Origin of the sequence: Mariniflexile soesokkakense (genome assembly GCF_039650365.1) — a bacterium.
Taxonomy (GTDB): domain Bacteria; phylum Bacteroidota; class Bacteroidia; order Flavobacteriales; family Flavobacteriaceae; genus Mariniflexile; species Mariniflexile soesokkakense.
This window is the reverse complement of the sequence record NZ_JAZHYP010000002.1, coordinates 1-19,966: the sequence shown is the minus strand read 5'-3', so window position 1 is coordinate 19,966 and position 19,966 is coordinate 1. Positions and strand designations below refer to the sequence as shown.

Genomic DNA, 19,966 nt, shown 5'->3' with positions numbered 1-19,966 from the left:
ACATGGCAGACATTATACAGCTATTACCAGATCACGTAGCCAACCAAATAGCTGCTGGAGAAGTTGTACAACGTCCTGCTTCGGTTGTTAAAGAGCTATTGGAGAATGCCATAGATGCAGACGCTACAATTATCAAGCTTATTATAAAAGATGCTGGTAAAACACTCGTTCAAGTTATTGATAATGGTAAAGGTATGAGTACCACCGATGCACGATTGAGTTTTGAACGCCATGCAACTTCTAAAATTCGTACTGCGGACGATTTATTTCACTTAAATACCAAAGGGTTTCGAGGGGAAGCCTTGGCAAGTATTGCCGCTATTGCTCATGTAGAATTAAAAACGAAGCAAGAGCAAGATGAAGTTGGCAATAGTATTGTTATTGAAGGCAGTAATATTGTTTCTCAAGAGGTAGTGGTAACGCCAAAAGGCACTTCAATTTCTGTAAAAAACCTGTTTTTTAATATTCCGGCACGACGTAATTTTTTAAAATCGAATACAGTAGAGTTACGTCATGTTTTTGATGAGTTTCACCGGGTGGCATTGGCACATCCAACTATTAGTTTTGCTCTGTATAACAATGGCAGCGAAACATTTAATCTGCCTTTTAGCAATTACAGACAGCGTATTGTTAATATTTTTGGAAACAAAACAAATGAGAAATTAGTGCCTGTTGAAGAAGAAACTGAAGTTTTGAAAATCTCAGGTTTTGTTGGAAAACCAGAATACGCAAAAAAAACCAGAGGTGAGCAGTATTTTTTTGTGAACGATCGGTTTATTAAAAGTCCATATTTAAATCACGCCATTGCATCGGCGTTCGAAGGCTTGCTTAAAAGCGGTAACCATCCTAGTTATTTTTTAAATTTAACGGTCAATCCGCAAACTATTGATATTAATATTCATCCTACAAAAACAGAGATAAAGTTTGATGACGAGCATACACTTTATGCCTTATTACGATCGGCGGTAAAACATAGTTTGGGGCAGTTTAATATTGCACCCGTGCTTGATTTTGAGCGCGATTCTAATTTAGATACTCCTTACAATTTCAGTAATAAAGAAACTAATACGCCAGTTATTGAGGTAGATAGAAGTTTCAATCCGTTTAAGGAGAATTATACATCAGGAAAGCAAACCACCGCTTTTAAAAAGCAAACCGTTAATAATTGGGATAGTTTGTATGTGGGTTTGGAATCTAAAAGCACCAAAACTGACCACGATTTTAGCGAAGTTCATTTTGAAAGTGAAGAAACTACTATATCGGCGTTTAATGACGAAAATAAAATTGAACAAGCAAAAACGACGTACCAACTTCATAATAAATATATTGTAAGTACTATAAAATCGGGTATGTTGGTTATTGACCAGCATCGGGCACATCAACGTATTTTGTATGAAGATTTTCTCAATAATTTAACCATTAAAGTAGGGACGAGCCAGCAATTGTTATTTCCGTTGGAATTGCATTTTTCTTCACAGGAAATTAAAATTATTAGCCAATTAAAAGAAGATTTAGAACATACAGGTTTTGTGTTTTCAAACGTAACGAATGAAGCTATTGAAATTTCCGGTGTACCTGTGTCGGTTCCGGAAAGCGAAGTATCCATTATTTTAGAACAATTAATTGGCGATGTTGAAAATGAAGTACCCGATACTCATTTTAGTGCTACTGATTTATTAGCAAAATCGATGGCGAAAAGTTTAGCCATTAAAAGAGGACAATCGTTACAAAAAGATGAACAAGAACATTTGGTGAACAAACTATTTGCGTGTAAAGAACCCAATGTATCACCTACTAACCGAACAACATTTGTAACTATTAGTGTAGACGAATTAGATAAAAAATTTATATAAAATATGATGCGAATTTCTGAAACCGTTAAGCATTTAATAATCATTAATATTGTTTTTTGGATTGGGACATTAACAATTGGGCAATTTGGGAATGTTTTTGGTGATTTATTTGCAATGCATTTTCCTATTAATGATGAATTTAAACCTTGGCAAGTTATCACGCACATGTTTATGCACGCTTCGTATGTGGATTATGGTAGTGGACCAACTATTTTCCCTTTGCATATTTTATTTAATATGCTCGGTCTTTGGATGTTTGGAAGTCCTTTAGAACAAATATGGGGTAGGAATAAGTTCTTGTTTTTTTACTTTTCATGTGGAATAGGGGCTGTTTTATTACCTTTTATAATTGATTATATAAATTTTGATTCAATTGTTAAATCTTTAGTAGAAAATGGTTTTAGTAAAAACAGTATAATATCCTTATTGAATGAAGGAAAGATTGATACAAGATGGGCAAATATTGTTGGTGATGATAATGTTTCAAAAATAGCAGAAATATTTTTATCTCCAAGTTTAGGTGCCTCTGGTTGTGTGATGGGACTTTTAGTTGCATTTGGAATGATGTTCCCTAACAGTGAGTTAATGTTAATTTTTTTGCCAATTCCTATAAAAGCTAAATATTTCATTCCATTACTTTTGGGTTATGAAATTTATTCAGGGATTTCTGGAGGAAACTCTATGTTTGGTTTTAATGTTGGTCATTTTGCGCATATTGGAGGAGCTTTCATAGGTTTTATAATGGCTTGGTATTGGAAAAAAAATCAGTTTAACCAAAACCGTTGGTATTAATGAGTTTAAGTAACAACATAAAGTATAAACTATCTCATCTTAATGTTTTAGAAAAAATTATAGCTGTTAACTTAGTTGTATACATTCTAGCATTTTTTTTAAAATTGAACTGGTTTGAGTTGCCAAGTAGTTTAGGTAGTTTTATAGCAAAGCCTTGGGCACTTATTACGTATGCTTTTGTGCATTACGATTTTTTTCATATCCTTTTTAACATGCTTTGGTTGTATGTTATAGGGCGAATGTTTTTAAATTTATTTAGCGCTAAAATGGCTTTAAATATCTACTTTCTTGGAGCCATTTCTGGCGGATTGTTGTTTATGTTCTGCTACACCTTGTTCCCAACCGTATTTGGTGCTAATTCTAATTTGGTTGGTGCATCTGCAGCGGTAAGGGCCTTGTTAATTTTTCTTTGCGCTTATATGCCCAATCAAGAAGTTCGTTTTTTTGTTTTTAATATTAAACTTTGGTATGTTGGTTTAGCCATTGTAGTTTTAGATGTTTTTGGTGTTTTTACAGGAATTAGTAACCCAGAAATAGGGAATGCAGGAGGGAATTTAGCTCATTTAGGAGGGGCATTATTGGGCTATTTTTACGCAAAACAATTGTTGAAAGGGGATGATATAGGAAAAGGGTTTGAACGTTTAATGGATTTAGTTGTCAATATGTTTAAATTTTCAAAAAAAGGGCCCTTAAAAACGGTTCATAAAAATAAAAGTAAGGTGGGCGGATATACTAAAGCCGATTTTAACGAGTTAAATAATCAAAAGAAAATTGATGTTATTTTAGACAAAATAAGCAAAAGCGGTTACGATAGTTTAACTGCAGATGAAAAAGAATTTTTATTTAGGGCAGGGAAGTAGCATGAAAAAATTAAGCACCATAAATAAAATCATCTACGTCATCAATATTTTGGTTGCTATCGTTCTATTACTAGCTTATGCCTTACCTTTTTTATCACCACGTGCATTTTCTGTGTTATCGGTACTTAGCTTGGGAGTGCCGTTTTTGATTTTATGCAATGTGTTGTTTTTCTTGTATTGGTTGATTGGAATTAGAAAACAACTCTTCATATCGTTGGTAGTGCTTGTAATTGGGCAGATGGTTTTTGGCTCTCTATATAAGTTTTCAGCATCAAAAAAAGTTGAAAACCCAAACAATATAAAAGTGATGAATTTCAATGTACGACTGTTTAATCTGTACGATTGGATTCCTGAAAAAAATATAGAAACCAAAATAGTCGATTTCGTTAAAACCGAAGCTCCAGATATTTTGTGTGTTCAAGATTATCGCCCAAATCCAGATGCTAATTTTTCTTTTTATAAGTATAAGTTTGAAAAAGTATCAGGAAAAAAAATACTTACCGGTCAAGCCATTTTTTCAAAGTTTCCTATTATAAATTCAGGTTCTTTAGAGTTTCCAAACACTTACAACAATGCTATTTTTGCCGATGTTGTAAAAGGAAAAGATACCATTAGGGTTTATAATCTTCATCTGCAATCGTTGAAAATCGATACCGATGTAGAAAAGCTGAAGCAAGAAAGTACCTCCCGTATTTTTAAACAGGTTGAAAACACATTCAAACGGCAACAATTCCAATCGGAGATATTTTTAGAGCATAAGAAACAATGCCATTTTAAAACTATTGTTTGTGGCGACTTTAATAATACCGCTTATTCGTACGTGTATAGAAAAATTAAAGGCGATTTAAACGACACGTTTAAAGAGGCTGGAAATGGTTTTGGTCGCACGTATGAGTTTAAATTTTTCCCAGTAAGGATTGACTATATTTTTTCCGATAAAGCATTTTCGGTAAATGGTTTCAAATCTTATAATCAGCATTATTCCGACCATTATCCGCTTATGGCAACTTTGAGTTTGGATGGAGAATAGTTTACAGTCTCAGTATTCAGTCACAGTTTTTATTCAGAAATCAAAAATCGTTGCTCGTTAATCTATTTTAATTCAAAACTTTGCAACTTTGAAGCTTTACAATTTTGAAAATCAAAAACTTTGAGGCTTTAGGACTCTGAATCTTTGCTGCTTTAATTACATCAAAGCACAATCCACCAAATCAGCAATAATATGGATTACCAAACCTAAACCAATTAATCTTGTTTTCTTCGGAATTAAAAGTAATATATAAATACCAATGGCATAATAGGAGTGAAGCGGATGGAAATTGATGCTGCATCTATTGGGGTCGAAAATGGGGTTTGCTAATAAATGGTCTAAGTCAATCAACATCCCTAAAATCATGATGAGATAAGCAAATTTCCAATTCGAATTATAAAAAACCAATGCAACTGCTAGCGGTAATAAAAAATGACAACCGTAATGTGCTACAGTTTGTAACATTAGTAAAGGTTTATGGTTTGAGATTCTAAATAATTGAGCGCATTAGGCCCTTCATTAAACAATAAATCTAAAATACTCAAATTAGGGATGAATCCGTGCTTATCACTAAAAACTTGGGTATAGGTATCAAACTGTTGTGGTGCTTCTTTTTTAGCGTTTACTAAGGGTCTGAAATCAGCAGTGTTTATAATCTCCGTTTGGTAAACTTTAGATTTTGAAGTGTCTAAATCCATCTGTAAACAATCGCAAATCACATCAAAACTTTTCAAATTAAAATCTAAAATGAATTCGGCTTTAGAATGAAATAAAGGATGAAGCTCATCTTCATAATATTCAAAAAAAGGTGATGTTCTATAAGCTGAAAGCAATGATTTCCAATGTAAATCTTGCCATTTGGTGTCATTAAAAATTTTAACATCCCGATACTTCTGTCTATTCTTTTGGGTATGGATTACAGGAATATTTAATGCCAGTTTACCGTTTGCGCCATAAATGTAAGTGCGGTTTCTATAGGTTTGTTTTAAAAAATTATCATCAACTTCAAATACCACGCTTTCTGCATTTACTAAGGCAACAAAATGCGCAATGTTTGGGAAGTATGTGGGGTGGATGATAATGTTCATTTGTTCTGTTATTCCTGCGAAAGCTGGAATCTCTTTCATTGAATCTGAATTATTTTAAAATGGATTCCTGCTTTCGCAGGAATGACAAATTAACTAGTCTTCTTTCTCGCTCTCCATTTATTAAAACCAATCCATCCAAATAACAAAACCAAGAAAGGTATAAGAAATGAAGTTGCTTTGCCTTCACCACTAACCGTTGTAAAGAAACGTTCCCAACGCGGTTTTTTACCATCCCAGCTCATCCAAATGAATACGGGTTTCCCAACAACATGGTCAAAAGGTACAAAGCCCCAAAAGCGTGAATCAATTGAATTATGGCGGTTATCACCCATCATCCAATAATAATTTTGCTTAAAGGTATAGGTGGTCGTTACTTCACCATTTATTAAAATTTGGTTGCCTTTTACTTGCAGTGTATTCCCTTCATATTCGGTAATAACACGTTTGTAGAGTGGTAAAACTTTTAGGTTTATATCGATTGTTTTTCCAGCTTCAGGAATGTATAAAGGACCCAAAAAATCAATATTCCAATTGTAATCTGGGTTGTGGGGAAACATACTAGAGTTGGGGTCTCCTTTTGTAGCTTTTGCTGGTGTAATACTAACCACATTTGGATTATCTCTAAACTTAGCTAAAGCTTCATCAGAAATCGCAGAAAAATAATAGGTGTTTTTATCATTTATAATGCCAAAACCATCCGTAATATCATAGCGCTCTTTAAGGTATATGGGATTAAATTGTGATGTTTTAGGCTGAACATAATAGCTGAATTGTAAATGTGCTCTATCTGGTAAAACATTCTGTTTTCCGTTTATGTAAACAAAACCATTGCGAACTTCTAACGAATCACCCGCAACTCCAACACAACGTTTTACTAAATTGGTTTTTTTGTCAATTGGTTTATAGTAGTTTCTATCTGGATGAAAATCGTTCATATCCAACAAGGTATCTGCTGGCTGATTAAAAACTACAATCTCATTTCTTTTAATATTTTCAAACCCAGGAATTCTAAGGTAAGGCAGTTGCAGTTTGTTTTTCCAAGAACTACTTCCTTTATGGTCGTCAAATAAGTAAGATTTCTTTTTTAACCCAGGTATGGTATCGTGTACCATAGGTGCTCCAACAGTCGTCATGGGCACTCTGGCACCATAATGAAATTTGCTAACAAAAAGAAAGTCGCCCACCAACAACGATTTTTCTAAAGATGACGACGGAATGGTAAACGGTTGAATAAAATAGGTGTGAACAATGGTTGCCGCTACAATAGCAAACAGTATAGAACTTACCCAATCGCCCGCACCGGATTTTGGTTGTAAACTTCTATTTTCAATATATTTAACATCAGCCACATAATTCAAGTAGAAATTGTAAAATCCTAAGGATATAAGAGCTAAAAACGTGTCTAAAGTTGAGTTTTTTCCAAAACTTCTGGCGGTTTCTACCCAAACCACAGCTAACATAATTAGATTAACGATTGGTAAAAATAACAGTATAATCCACCACCAAGGGCGATTGATGATTTTCATTAATATAATACCATTATACACTGGTACAAAAGCTTCCCAAGCTTGTCTTCCAGCTTTAATGTATAATTTCCAAGTACCTAAACCGTGTATTACTTGAATAATCAAGATGAAAATAAACCATTGCATCAATGTCATAATCGTAATTTTTATTTTTAGTAGCTAAACTTACTCAAGTTGTTACGTGTTTTGTAAGGATTAACCAATATTTAACACATCGTTCATAGTGAAAACGCCTGTTTTTCCAACAATCCATTCTGCAGCAATAACAGCACCTAAAGCAAACCCTTGTCTGGTATGAGCTACATGCTCAATAGTAATGGTATCTACTTCACTTTCGTAATTTACGGTGTGTGTTCCTGGAACATCTTCAATACGTTTCGCAACAATAGGGATTGTTTTTTCAGCTGTTTCATCAAGTTTCCAAGCTTCAAAATTAGCGTTGTTTGCAATAATATCATTTGCCAAAGAAATAGCAGTTCCACTTGGTGCATCTAATTTTTGTGTGTGATGAATTTCTTCCATAGAAACATTGTACTGTTTTAAAGTGCTCATCATTTTAGCTAAGGTTTTATTCAGCTCGAAAAAAATGTTTACACCCAGACTATAATTTGAAGCATAAATAAAAGCGCCTTTCTTTTCTTTGCAAAGGTTTACGGCTTTATCGTAATCATGTAACCAACCCGTAGTTCCAGAAATTACAGGAACACCATTGTTGATACAGTTTGAAATATTATTAAAAGCAACCGTAGGAATACTAAAATCGATGGCAACGTCGGCTTTGGTAATATCATAACCTTCATCACCTTTATCTACGGTTAAAACAATGGTATGTCCGCGTTTAATAGCTATTTGCTCAATGGTTTTTCCCATTTTTCCGTATCCAAGTAAAGCAATGTTCATTTGTTTGTAGTTTTTTAATTTGCCAAATGCCCATTATGGGCTAAAATTTAAAATTTAAAGTTAATCCAAGATTGCTTGTTGCATCAATCTCATTGATTTTAAAATGTGGTGCCAAAGATAGGTTTTCATCTACATTATATTGCATTAAATGTGCATCTACATTGGCGTCTATAATATTTAAGGCATAAATACCGAGTGTTACCAAAAGTGAAATTTCTTTGTTTTTTCGGTAAAACTTTTGTCCACGTTGTAAGCCATCGGTCGTAACGCGTGGCGTTGATAATTGGTTGCCTTGAGAATCAAAATAAAACTCATCGGTTTTAAAACCTGCAAGTCTGCTTTTGTAGGCATCTCTATAGCGGTTGTATTCTTTATTATTGGTTGAATAAAAATAGATACCAGTTGCTAATCCACCATAAACGATGGGTATTTTCCAATATCTTTTGTTGTAGGCTTGCCCTAATCCAGGTAAAACAGCCGAATAAAAAGCGGCTTTTGCTGGAGAAAGCGGATTGTAAGGGTTTTTAATTTCAATAACAGAATCAACACTAATGGCTTCGGGTAGCTCTTTTTTTTTGTTGTTTTTTTCTTGTGCTGATAGAAAGCAGCAAAATAATAGTGAGAATACGCTAACTATAAAGAGTTTATTTGGCACCTTCAACTAATTTTTTAATACGATTAAAATCTTCTTCAGAATGAAACGGAATGGTAATTTTTCCTTTTCCATTCTTAGAGACTTTAACGTCTATTTTATGCCCAAAGTATTCCGAAAAGGCTTTAATACCTTCTTTTATATGGTTTGGGGTTGCTTCACTTTCTTCTTTTTTAGTTACTACTTTTACTTCTTGAGTGGTATTGTAGTTTCGAACCAGATTTTCAGTATCTCTTACCGATAGTTCGTTTGAAAGTACTTTTTCGTAAATGTCTAATTGAATACTTGGGTCTTCAACTGTAATTAAAGCACGACCATGTCCCATGGAAATGAACCCATCGCGCATCCCTGTTTGAATAATAGGATCTAACTTTAATAGACGCAAATAGTTGGTAATGGTAGAACGCTTTTTACCAACACGTTCGCTCATTTGTTCTTGCGTTAAGTTGATTTCATCAATTAAACGTTGGTAGGATAAGGCAATTTCAATAGGGTCTAAGTCTTGACGTTGAATATTTTCAACCAAAGCCATTTCCAACGATTCTTGATCGTTTGCAATACGTATGTATGCAGGAATGGTTTCTAAACCTATTAATTTTGATGCTCTAAAACGACGCTCACCAGAAACTAATTGGTATTGGTTAAAGCCTAATTTTCGAACGGTAATAGGCTGAATGATGCCTAATTCTTTTATAGATGACGCTAATTCCCGTAGCGATTCTTCGCTAAAATTGGTACGCGGTTGAAATGGGTTGACTTCAATAAAAGCAATATCCAATTCAATAATATTACCAACAACTTTATCCGCATTTTTATCTTGTGCCGATTGAATGTCGTTACTTGGGTCTTTTAAAAGTGCCGATAAACCTCTTCCTAAAGCTTGTTTTTTAATTGCCTTAGCCATATTTAAGCGTTTTTATTGATAATTTCTTTAGCCAAACTTAAGTAATTGCTAGCGCCTTTGCTAGCGGCATCGTAATTGATAATGCTTTCTCCAAAACTTGGAGCTTCACTTAATTTTACATTTCGCTGTATGATAGTTTGAAAAACCATATCGTTAAAATGTTTTTGAACCTCTTCAACTACTTGGTTTGATAATCTTAATCTCGAATCGTACATGGTTAGTAATAAACCTTCAATATCTAAATCTGGATTATGTATTTTTTGAACACTTTTTATGGTGTTTAAAAGTTTACCTAAACCTTCAAGTGCAAAATATTCACACTGAATGGGTATTATTACGGCATCGGCAGCTGTTAAAGCATTTAGTGTTAATAAACCTAAAGACGGTGCACAATCAATTAAAATATAGTCGTAATCGTCTTTAATTTCTTGCAAGGCTTTTTTTAGCATATATTCTCTAGCCTCTTTATCAACAAGCTCTATTTCGATAGCAACTAAGTCGATATGTGCAGGAATAAGATCTAAATTGGGCGTTTCGGTTTTTATGATGGCTTCTCTTGCTGAACTAGAGTGCTCTAAAAGTTGGTAGGTGCCTATTTCTACGTTTTCTACATCAATCCCTATTCCAGAAGTTGCATTTGCTTGAGGGTCAGCATCAATAAGTAATACTTTTTTTTCCAGAACCCCTAGTGAAGCGGCTAAATTTATGGATGTTGTTGTTTTTCCAACGCCTCCTTTTTGATTTGCAATTGCAATGATTTTACCCATTAAATGATTTGGTTTTATGAACGGTAAAAATACAATTATTTATGAGGAATAAAAACCCAAATTACAAACATTAGATTAAATAAAACGAGGAAAATGAAATTCTTAAAATTAACCGATCAAAATCTCTAAAATTTCAATAGCAGCATCACTAATTTTAGTGCCTGGGCCATATATGGCTGTGGCACCTGCATCTTTTAAAAACAGGTAGTCTTGTTTGGGTATTACACCACCAACAATAACCATAATATCATCACGACCGTATTTTTTAAGCTCCTTAATAACTTGTGGGACTAAGGTTTTATGTCCTGCCGCTTGTGATGAGATACCTAAAATATGAACATCGTTTTCTATGGCTTGTTTTGCTACTTCTTGTGGGGTTTGAAATAAGGGTCCAATATCTACATCAAAACCAACATCAGCGTAACCCGTAGCAACTATTTTAGCCCCACGGTCATGACCATCTTGTCCCATTTTAGCAATCATAATACGGGGTCTTCGGCCTTCTTGTTTGGAGAAACTATCGGCTAATTCTTGGGCCTTTTTAAACGAGGCGTCATTTTTTATTTCTTTACTGTACACACCAGAAAACGATTTTATTTCAGCTTTATAACGACCAAATACTTCTTCAAGTGCATCACTAATCTCTCCTAGTGTGGCGCGTTGTCTAGCTGCTTCTACTGCTAAAGCTAGTAAATTTTCTTGTTTAGTGCGAGCTGCTTCTGTTAATTTTGATAAAGCGATGTTTACTTTTTCTGAATTTCTTTTAGCTTTAATGGTTTTTAAACGCTCAATTTGTTGCTTACGCACCGTTTCGTTGTCAACTTCAAGCGTTACGATAGAATCTTCTTTGGTAAGCTTAAATTTATTAACACCCACAATAATATCTTGATTTGAGTCAATACGAGCTTGCTTTTTTGTTGCTGCTTGTTCAATACGCATTTTGGGGATGCCCGCTTCAATAGCTTTGGACATGCCTCCAAGAGCTTCAATTTCTTCAATAAGTGTCCATGCTTTTTGAGCAATATCATGGGTTAATTTTTCAATATAAAAACTGCCTCCCCATGGGTCGACTGTTTTTGTGATTTTGGTTTCTTCTCGTAAATAAAGCTGTGTGTTTCTGGCAATTCGTGCCGAAAAATCGGTTGGTAATGCAATGGCTTCATCTAAAGCATTAGTATGTAAACTTTGTGTACCACCAAAAGCGGCTGCGGCTGCTTCAATAGTCGTTCTAGCCACGTTATTAAATGGATCTTGTTCTGTTAAACTCCAACCAGAGGTTTGGCAATGTGTTCTAAGAACAAGTGATTTTTCATTTTTCGGGTTGAATTGTTTTACTATTTTAGTCCAAAGCATACGTGCTGCTCGCATTTTGGCAATTTCCATAAAATGATTCATGCCAATAGCCCAAAAGAATGAAAGGCGCGGAGCAAATGTGTCTATATCCATGCCTGCATCCAATCCTTTTCTTATGTATTCTAAACCATCAGCCAATGTGTATGCCAATTCAATATCGCAGGTGGCACCAGCTTCTTGCATGTGATACCCTGAAATACTGATGCTGTTGAATTTGGGCATGTTTTTACTGCAATATTCAAAAATATCTGAGATGATTTTCATGGATGGTGCAGGAGGGTAGATGTAAGTGTTACGAACCATAAACTCCTTTAAAATATCATTTTGAATGGTGCCAGAAAGCAGTTCTGTTTTAACACCTTGCTCTTGTGCAGCAACAATATAAAATGCCATAATGGGTAAAACAGCACCATTCATAGTCATAGATACACTCATCTTATCGAGTGGAATTTGGTCAAAAAGTAGTTTCATGTCTTCAACCGAATCGATGGCTACACCTGCTTTTCCAACATCGCCCATAACACGTTCGTGGTCGCTATCGTAGCCTCTATGTGTTGCCAAATCGAAGGCTACAGAGAGTCCTTTCTGTCCTGATTTTAAGTTGCGCCTGTAAAAGGCATTACTATCCTCAGCGGTAGAAAACCCTGCGTATTGTCTAATAGTCCAAGGTTTTGTAGCATACATGGTGCTATAAGGTCCGCGTAGGTAAGGAGCTATTCCAGCAGCAAAGTTGAGGTGCTCTGAATTTTCAATGTCTTGTTTCGAATAGGTTGATTTTAATTCAATCCCTTCAGCTGTAACAAAAGTTTCAGAAGCTTCTAATTTCGGTTTCCCGAATTCAGTCTTTATTTTAATATGCTGAAGATTTTTTCTAGACATTATAAAATCATTTTTTGTAAAAATGGGTCGAAATTCACATCAAAACCTGTTAATAGTTGGACGTATATAGTTTTTTTATTTGCTGATACAATGTATGATGAGTTAAAGCTTGTAATTAGTTTTTTAGTGTTTTCTATTTTATGAATTGCCTTAAAAATTTGAATGCCATTGTTGGTAGTGTATTTTGCAGTTATTTTGGTGAATTCTAAATCGGTAGTTCTTGAAATTTTTTCATTATTCATGGATATCATGCCTAAAATATATTGGGCATCACCTTTGTGTATTGGCATATACGGCATGGTATTTATGGTATATGTAGAGCGGGTTTCTTCATCGAAAAAAATGTGAAAGTTGCCCTCCATGTTGCGTAAAGATTCCAAGCGTTTAATTTCCAGTTCATAATCTTTTTTACTAGCTAAAGAGTCTAAAAGCTTTTCATACCCTGCTCTTGAATATTTTTTAAAGGCCTCTGGTAAATAAATTTTTATTTGGTCTTCGTTTAAAAAATGATAGTTACCTTGAACGTCTTCAATATTACTAACTTCTATCCAGCTTTTAACGTCTTTAGCAATACTTAAACAGGAAGTGCTAAACAGAGTTAAAAAACTAATTAGAAAAAATAATATGAAGCGGCTTTTATTCATTTTTTAGTCGTTTTTGTTCTAATGTTTCGGCTAGTCGTTTTTCAATAATTGGCTCTATTATGGTTTTTCTTTGATGCCTTTTTACAAACGGATAAAGCTCTAATTCATCCTTCATAATATCATTAGGGTTGGGGTGTTTATTCGTTCCTAATAAAACAATTTCAGTAGTATCAAACTGTTGCTGCTCTTTAGTAGCGTTTTCTTTAATTTTTCGTTGAATGGTACCTTCTTTTAACTGCTTTAAATAGCCGCCATTCGTTTCAATATCCTTAAATAAAACTAATGCTTTTTCAGCAAGTTGATTGGTTAAAGATTCAATATAATAAGATCCATCGGACGGATTGTTCACCTTATTAAAATAGCTCTCGTGCTTTAAAATTAAAAGTTGATTACGAGCCATCCGTTCACTAAATGCATTGGCTTTTTTATACATAACATCGTATGGTAAATTGCAAACTGTATTAGCGCCGCCAAGTATGGCGCTCATACATTCAGTAGTGCTACGTAATAAATTGGTGTTGTAATCGTATATGGTTTTATTGCGTTTTGTGGGTGACGCTGTGATAAGGCATCGAGTAATAGTTTGATATTCTGAAGCTAGAGTACTCCAAAGTAAACGTAAAGCACGTAATTTGGCTATTTCAAAAAAGTAGTTGGAACCTATAGAAACTTCAAAAGTTATTTGAAGAGTTTGTTTGGTTTCTAAGTCAAATTCGCTATCAATAGCATTTAAGTATTCATTGGCATGAGCAAGTGCATAAGCTAATTGCTGAACCATGTTGGCACCAGCATTTTCAAGTAAGGCGATATCTATATTAAAAGATTTGGTTTGTTTTACGATAGTTTTAAACTTGGAGAAATCGTCGTTTAAGTTATGAAACCAATTACCGGATTTTGCAAGGTTTCCAATAATATCAGTTTGAATACAAATTTCGCTTTTTGAAGCTGCCTTTCGACTGCGCTCAAGGTAACATTCGTTTAGTTTATTGATAAATGTTTCTGAAAGAAATTGAAGTTCAAAAAAAACAGGAATATGATCAAGATTTTCCAATAAATTTTCAATAGAAACCTCTTTGTTAGGGATAATAAATTTGATGCTTTCTGTACCCCGTTTAATAGCTTTAATGGCTTTTTGGTTTGATTTTTCAACATTGGCAACAAAAATAGTTTGACAAATTTGCCATTGCGTTGCTTTGGTGTTTGAAACTTCTGGGAGGGTTTTTAAATCTTCAGAATGGTAAAATGGTTTTACCGAAATGTCTTCGTTGCTTTTCCAAATAAGCGTTTCGTTATAATCAGCACCGTTTAAATCGAACTGTATTTTTTGTTTCCACTGTTTTGCTGAAACCGAATTGAATTCATCAAACAAACCATTAATCATTTTCTTTGGTTTTTAAACTGTCTTCGTATTCAATTATATAAATCTCCTCATTATCACGTTTCATATAATATTCTTCACGTGCAAATTTTTCTAAACCTTCTTCAGTGCTTAAGGTTTTAATAGCTTTGTTATCTTTTTCAATTTCTTTTTGATAATATTCTTTTTCACTTTCCAAAGCATCAATATCCGTATTCAATTCATGATGGATTAACCACGAATTAGCATCAAAAAAAAGCATCCAAACTAAAAATACTGCTAAGATAAGTATGAATACATTTCTAAACGGTTTGAATATTTTATGCTTAAAAAAGGTCATATTTATAGCTTGTTATTAATAATGGTACGAACAATATCAACCGCCACTGTGTTGTGTTTGTTGTTGGGTATAATAATGTCTGCATATTCTTTCATAGGTTCTATGAATTGGTCATGCATAGGTTTTAATGTGGTTTGATAGCGTGTTAAAACTTCATCTAAATCTCTACCACGTTCAGAAATGTCACGTTTTAATCTTCTTATTAAACGTTCGTCGGTATCGGCATGCACAAATATTTTAATATCGAACATATCTCGCAATTCGGGATGTGTTAAAATTAAAATGCCTTCCACAATCATTACTTTTCTAGGGTGTGTAAAAATGGTATCGCCCGTTCTATTGTGTTTAACGAAAGAATACACGGGTTGGTGTATAGGCATACCGTTTTTTAGATTTTTAAGATGATTTTCTAAAAGATCAAAATCGATAGACCTTGGGTGATCAAAGTTAATTTTTATACGCTCATCATAACTTAGGTGTGTGGTATCTTTATAATAAGAATCTTGCGAAATAACACCAACTTCACCTTCTGGAAGTTGGTTGAGTATTTGATTTACAACGGTTGTTTTGCCGCAACCTGTTCCTCCTGCAATTCCTATAATAAGCATTGATAGTTTTGTTAATTAGGCATTACAAAGTTAGTTAAATGTCAATCAAATACTGTGAGTTATTTTATTTTTTGATTTTTGAAACTTCTGTTTCGGTAACCATTTTGTCGTTTTTATTGCCCCAACTGTTGCTAATGTAATTCATAACATCGGCAATTTCATCATCGCTTAATCCTAGAGGAGTCATAACGCTGTTGTACTTTTTACCGTTTACAACAATGCTACCTTGAAGTCCAAATTTGATAGCTTTAATACTGGCTTCTCTGTTTTTTAGATAATCTGAATTTGTTAGTGGCGGATAAATGCGTTCAACACCTTTTCCGTTAGGTAAATGGCAGGATACGCAAAAATCAGTATAGATTTCTTTACCTCGTTCTATACTGGATTTTAAAGCACTTGTTTGTGAAAAACTTGTAAATGTAATTGAAAGTGTAACGAATAAACTTAACTGGAGTAACTTCATAACTATTTATTGTTTTAATTTTTAGGTACTATTTTAACGATGCCCTTGCCTTCTACGGCTACATAAATATAACCATCTGGTGCTTGAACAACATCTCTAATACGCCCAGTTTTTTCTATTAGTTTTTCACGCTTAATAACTTTTCTATTATCTAAAACCAAGCGTTCTAAATATTCAAATTTGAGTGAGCCTACTAATAAATTGCCTTTCCAATCGGGGTATTTGTTTGATGTAACAAATGCCATTCCGCTAGGAGCAATAGAGGGTACCCAATAAAAAAGAGGTTGTTCCATACCTTCTTTTTTAGTAATATCTGTAAAAGATGTTCCGTTGTAGTTAATACCGTATGATATCACTGGCCACCCGTAGTTCTTTCCTTTTTGGATGATGTTGATTTCATCCCCACCTTGTGGACCATGTTCGTGCTCCCAAATATCTCCGGTTTCTGGATTCTTTAGTAACCCTTGCGGATTTCTGTGCCCGTAACTATAAATGGCTGGCTTTGCGTTTTCGGAATTAACAAATGGATTATCTGTAGGAATGCGTCCATCTTCATGAAGTCTGTAAATTTTACCGCAATCGCGTGTAATGTCTTGTGGGTTTACATCGCGGTCGCCACGTTCTCCAATAGAGAAATACAAATAGCCCTCGTTATCAAATTCTATTCTAGAACCGAAATGTTGACCTTTTTTGGAGTTAGGACTAGCTTTGTATAGCACTTCTTTTTCAACTAAAGTATTGTCTTTTAGTTTAGCACGCATAATAGCAGTGTTACCACCATCGTCTTCACCTTCAGCAGAAGCATATGAGAAATAAATCCATCCGTTAGTTTGGTAATTTGGATGTAATTTGATGCCCATAAAACCACCTTGACCACGTACATAAATTTCAGGCACACCTTCAATTAAGGTTTTTGTGCCATTTTTAAAATGAATAAGTTCGCCTGCTTTTTCTGTTATTAGCATACTGCCATCTGGTAAAAAGGCCATGCCCCAAGGGATGTTTATATCTGAAACAACTAATTCTGTTGTATAGTTTACGTTTTCAGGATCTTGGGCTTTTACCTCAGATTCGGTTTGTTGGGCACAAGCACTTAAAGAGATTAAAATTATGGAGAATACGGTATGTAGTTGTTTCATCTTTTTTGTTTTTGATATAAATTTAGTTAAAAGATATAACTTAAGTTTATTCCTGTGTAATAATTTATTGGATTGCCTGGGTAATAGTATCTAGGGGCAGCACCACCAAAGCCAGTAGCATTGATTAGAATTTGTGATGCATAATGTTTGTCAAAAATATTATCTAAACCAAAGTATGCATTTAATTTAAGATTCTTATTTATTTGGTTTTTGTAACCTAATTTGATGTTGGTTAAACTGTAACTATCAGAAAAAAGTGAATTGCTGTCTGTCATAGGAATACGCCCAACATATTGGTAATTAATGGTTGTAAATAATCCTAATTTAGTATCAAAGTCTATACCAGTATTTAAAACATTTGAAGGAACTCCTGTTAATTTATTGCCAGAGAAATTGTTTCCATCATCAATAAACTCTTTAAACTTAAAATTGTTGAGGGTGAATGAAGTATAATGATTAAGAGAAAAAAAATCCGCCTGCAACCATTGGTATTTTAAAACCATTTCTAAACCATCGTGTAGTGTTCTTCCGGCGTTTACTCCAATAAATTGGTCGTTTCCCGTTCTTCTGGCAACAAGAAGATTTTGAATATATAACCTGTATAATGCCAAATTAAGTTGTAAGCGGTTGTTGATGAACGATGAGCGCGTACCAACTTCAAAATTCCATCCAGTTTCTGGTTTTATGTTGGTATTTATTAAACCATCGGGCAGTAAAGTTTCGGCAGTTGTTGGCGGAGAAAACCCATGACTTATATTGGAATACGCACTTATATTGTTTGTGAAAACATGTGAAATTCCAAGCTTAGGCGATAATATGCCTTTGAAAGAGTAAGCACCCGATTGGTCTGGGTTTTCATCTGTAACAAATCGATCTATTAGATTATAAGATGTTTTGTTGAAATTCAATCCAAAAGAAAGTGTAGTTTTCTCTGAAGGATTGTAATTGGTTTCAAAAAACAGGTTGTAATAGTTGCGTTTTTCTTTAAAATCGGAGAATTTATCACCTTCAACACTACCGGAGCCGGCAGGATAATCTTGATATAAATTTTCAAAGTTTATTGATTTATACGAGTCTTTAAAAAACTCGCCACCAAGTGTCCAATTTAGTTTTTTAAAAGTACCCAAAACCCGACTTCTTATGCCAATTGCAGATATGTTTTCCGTTAAAATGTCGAAAGGCCTAGGTTCGTAAGCTTTTTTAAACGAAGTAAAAACACTGGTTACTTGTTTTATGTTGCTATTATATTGATGGTTCCAGGAAGCCCCTAGAATACCACGTTGCGAATCTTCATGTCCTTTAGATTGAGCCCAAGTAAATGCTGCCGATTTCGGATTATTTTTATAAGCATTTTCGTTGATAGAACTTGGTATAAATCCTTTTAAATCAACATAACTCGCTAAAAATGAGATATCGTCTTTATTACTTAAAAAATGATTTGTATTAATTGTAATTGTTTGCCGGTCGTATGAGTTATTGTCTCTATATCCATTACTGTGTGTGTTACTGTGAATGACTCTAAAGCTGTTTTTGTCTGTGCCGTGGTTAATATTTAAAATGCCTTTTATGAGTCCGAATGATCCAAAAGAAATATCACTTGCGGCAGTGGTTTGATTTAGAAATGCACTTTGTGGAATTAAATGAATAGTGCCACCAAGTCCTGCACCATAAATACTGGAACCAGCACCTTTGATGATTTCAAAACGTGAGATGGAACCTAATTCAAAATCCTCAATAGTTGTCTCACCGGTTCCAGAAGTTAACGGAATGTCTTGAAAATATGCCCTTATTTTAGAAGTTCCGTAAAGATTTCTTGAACCAATACCTCTAATTGAAATTTTGTTGGTGTTTAGTGCCCCCGATTGCATAAATACACCAGGAACTCTATTTAAAACATCATTAAGGTTTGTTGTGTTTCCACGCTCAATATCTTTAGAAGTGATAATATCGATGGTTGAATTTGCTTTTTTTAGTTTTTGAGGAATATGATTTGTGTTAACAATAACTTCATTTAATTGTGATGGATTTAATTGGAGTTGAATAATTGTATATCCAGGTTCTAATAGCTCGTTTTTTTCTTGGTAACCTGTTATGGTAAATTGATAAATTCCCGTTTGTTGCACTTCAAATTCCCCTGAATTATTTGAAATTACAGATGTATTGTTTTGGGAATTTATAACTGTTGTATTTGGGATAGACGTGCCATTTTCGCTATCAATAATTCTGCCTTTTATAGTTTGTTGGGCATAGGTAAAGGAAATACAGATAAAGGAAATAACTATGGAAACTGTTTTCTTTAAAATGTATAAGTTAGGTTGAATCATTTAAATTTGATTAATTTTTGAGCTTAAAAAAAACTTAATATAACTTGATTTGTTATAAAAAAATTTAAAAATAGATTTTTTAAAATTAAATAAAATATTTAACAGGAATATTATTTAAAAAAGTATATTTGCATCCCGTTAGAATAAAATAACCTTCGGGGTGTAGCGTAGCCCGGTTATCGCGCCTGCTTTGGGAGCAGGAGGTCGCAGGTTCGAATCCTGCCACCCCGACGAACCTAGTTTTAGGAAGTATCAAAACACTGTTAATTGTATGATTATCAGTGTTTTTTTGTTTTTAGGCATTTTGTTTGATGCCAAATAAAAACGAAAAACAACATATAAATGGTGTGCAATCAGGTGTGCAGTATCTTACCAAAATTGTCGTAAATTTAAAGAGCATTTAAAAGCAATTTGACTTTCGTTTTTTTTTTAAAATGTCAAACCAAAGCCGTTAAAAATGCAGACAAACAGTACCTTTTCAATTATT

General features: G+C 34.0%; 19 protein-coding genes and 1 tRNA gene. 5 read left to right on the top strand and 15 right to left on the bottom strand.

Translation table 11 applies throughout. The annotated features are described in order from the left end of the window. Window positions 1-2 precede the first annotated feature (2 nt). The 4 genes from mutL to VP395_RS04090 are packed head-to-tail and all read left to right on the top strand — an operon-like array spanning window position 3 to window position 4,535. Window positions 3-1,853 (top strand): DNA mismatch repair endonuclease MutL, encoded by a 1,851-nt coding sequence (gene mutL / locus VP395_RS04105; RefSeq protein WP_346240455.1) that lies wholly within the window; start codon window positions 3-5, stop codon window positions 1,851-1,853. Between the two features lie 3 nt (window positions 1,854-1,856). Beyond that, on the top strand, window positions 1,857-2,645 hold the full coding sequence (locus tag VP395_RS04100) for a rhomboid family intramembrane serine protease (protein WP_346240453.1): 789 nt from the start codon (window positions 1,857-1,859) through the stop codon (window positions 2,643-2,645). After that, a complete protein-coding gene (locus VP395_RS04095; protein WP_346240452.1) occupies window positions 2,645-3,505 on the top strand; it encodes a rhomboid family intramembrane serine protease in 861 nt (286 codons plus the stop codon). The genes VP395_RS04100 and VP395_RS04095 overlap by 1 nt, the downstream gene beginning before the upstream one ends. Beyond that, window positions 3,471-4,535, top strand: a complete 1,065-nt coding sequence (locus VP395_RS04090; protein ID WP_346240451.1) for an endonuclease/exonuclease/phosphatase family protein — start codon at window positions 3,471-3,473, stop codon at window positions 4,533-4,535. Before VP395_RS04095 ends, VP395_RS04090 begins: the two co-directional genes overlap by 35 nt. Before the next feature lie 156 nt (window positions 4,536-4,691). Here the strand turns inward: VP395_RS04090 and VP395_RS04085 are convergent, their stop codons facing one another. From VP395_RS04085 to VP395_RS04015, 15 genes are all read right to left on the bottom strand, one after another. Continuing rightward, window positions 4,692-5,000 (bottom strand): DUF6122 family protein, encoded by a 309-nt coding sequence (locus VP395_RS04085; protein WP_346240450.1) that lies wholly within the window; start codon window positions 4,998-5,000, stop codon window positions 4,692-4,694. Then, window positions 5,000-5,623 carry a WbqC family protein gene (locus VP395_RS04080; protein ID WP_346241001.1) on the bottom strand — a complete coding sequence of 208 codons (624 nt, stop codon included), beginning with the start codon at window positions 5,621-5,623 and terminating at the stop codon, window positions 5,000-5,002. Before VP395_RS04080 ends, VP395_RS04085 begins: the two co-directional genes overlap by 1 nt. Before the next feature lie 89 nt (window positions 5,624-5,712). Beyond that, a complete protein-coding gene (lepB, locus tag VP395_RS04075) occupies window positions 5,713-7,284 on the bottom strand; it encodes a signal peptidase I (RefSeq protein ID WP_346240448.1) in 1,572 nt (523 codons plus the stop codon). 60 nt (window positions 7,285-7,344) lie between these two features. Next, on the bottom strand, window positions 7,345-8,049 hold the full coding sequence (dapB, locus tag VP395_RS04070; protein WP_346240447.1) for a 4-hydroxy-tetrahydrodipicolinate reductase: 705 nt from the start codon (window positions 8,047-8,049) through the stop codon (window positions 7,345-7,347). A 40-nt stretch (window positions 8,050-8,089) separates the two neighbouring features. Beyond that, a complete protein-coding gene (locus VP395_RS04065; RefSeq protein ID WP_346240446.1) occupies window positions 8,090-8,704 on the bottom strand; it encodes a DUF5683 domain-containing protein in 615 nt (204 codons plus the stop codon). Further along, the gene (locus VP395_RS04060; protein WP_346240445.1) at window positions 8,694-9,605 is read right to left on the bottom strand and encodes a ParB/RepB/Spo0J family partition protein; all 912 of its coding nucleotides are present in this window, start codon (window positions 9,603-9,605) and stop codon (window positions 8,694-8,696) included. Before VP395_RS04060 ends, VP395_RS04065 begins: the two co-directional genes overlap by 11 nt. A gap of 2 nt (window positions 9,606-9,607) precedes the next feature. Beyond that, a complete protein-coding gene (locus tag VP395_RS04055; RefSeq protein ID WP_346240444.1) occupies window positions 9,608-10,372 on the bottom strand; it encodes a ParA family protein in 765 nt (254 codons plus the stop codon). Between the two features lie 108 nt (window positions 10,373-10,480). After that, window positions 10,481-12,604 carry a methylmalonyl-CoA mutase gene (gene scpA / locus VP395_RS04050; RefSeq protein ID WP_346240443.1) on the bottom strand — a complete coding sequence of 708 codons (2,124 nt, stop codon included), beginning with the start codon at window positions 12,602-12,604 and terminating at the stop codon, window positions 10,481-10,483. Continuing rightward, entirely contained in the window at window positions 12,604-13,248 is a 645-nt protein-coding gene (locus VP395_RS04045) for a hypothetical protein (protein WP_346240442.1), read from the bottom strand. The genes scpA and VP395_RS04045 overlap by 1 nt, the downstream gene beginning before the upstream one ends. After that, window positions 13,241-14,629 carry a methylmalonyl-CoA mutase subunit beta gene (locus tag VP395_RS04040; protein WP_346240441.1) on the bottom strand — a complete coding sequence of 463 codons (1,389 nt, stop codon included), beginning with the start codon at window positions 14,627-14,629 and terminating at the stop codon, window positions 13,241-13,243. The genes VP395_RS04045 and VP395_RS04040 overlap by 8 nt, the downstream gene beginning before the upstream one ends. Then, complete coding sequence (locus VP395_RS04035) at window positions 14,622-14,945, bottom strand: FtsB family cell division protein (protein WP_346240440.1); 324 nt, start codon at window positions 14,943-14,945, stop codon at window positions 14,622-14,624. Before VP395_RS04035 ends, VP395_RS04040 begins: the two co-directional genes overlap by 8 nt. A 2-nt stretch (window positions 14,946-14,947) precedes the next feature. Beyond that, entirely contained in the window at window positions 14,948-15,553 is a 606-nt protein-coding gene (gene udk, locus VP395_RS04030) for a uridine kinase (RefSeq protein WP_346240439.1), read from the bottom strand. A gap of 64 nt (window positions 15,554-15,617) precedes the next feature. Continuing rightward, window positions 15,618-16,016, bottom strand: a complete 399-nt coding sequence (locus VP395_RS04025) for a c-type cytochrome (RefSeq protein WP_346240438.1) — start codon at window positions 16,014-16,016, stop codon at window positions 15,618-15,620. A 14-nt stretch (window positions 16,017-16,030) separates the two neighbouring features. Next, window positions 16,031-17,155 carry a PQQ-dependent sugar dehydrogenase gene (locus VP395_RS04020; RefSeq protein ID WP_346240437.1) on the bottom strand — a complete coding sequence of 375 codons (1,125 nt, stop codon included), beginning with the start codon at window positions 17,153-17,155 and terminating at the stop codon, window positions 16,031-16,033. Window positions 17,156-17,181: 26 nt separating this feature from the next. Beyond that, the gene (locus VP395_RS04015) at window positions 17,182-19,479 is read right to left on the bottom strand and encodes a TonB-dependent receptor domain-containing protein (protein ID WP_346240435.1); all 2,298 of its coding nucleotides are present in this window, start codon (window positions 19,477-19,479) and stop codon (window positions 17,182-17,184) included. Between the two features lie 156 nt (window positions 19,480-19,635). On the opposite strand from VP395_RS04015, the gene VP395_RS04010 reads away from it, so the two are divergent. After that, window positions 19,636-19,710, top strand: a tRNA-Pro gene (locus VP395_RS04010). Window positions 19,711-19,966 lie beyond the last annotated feature (256 nt).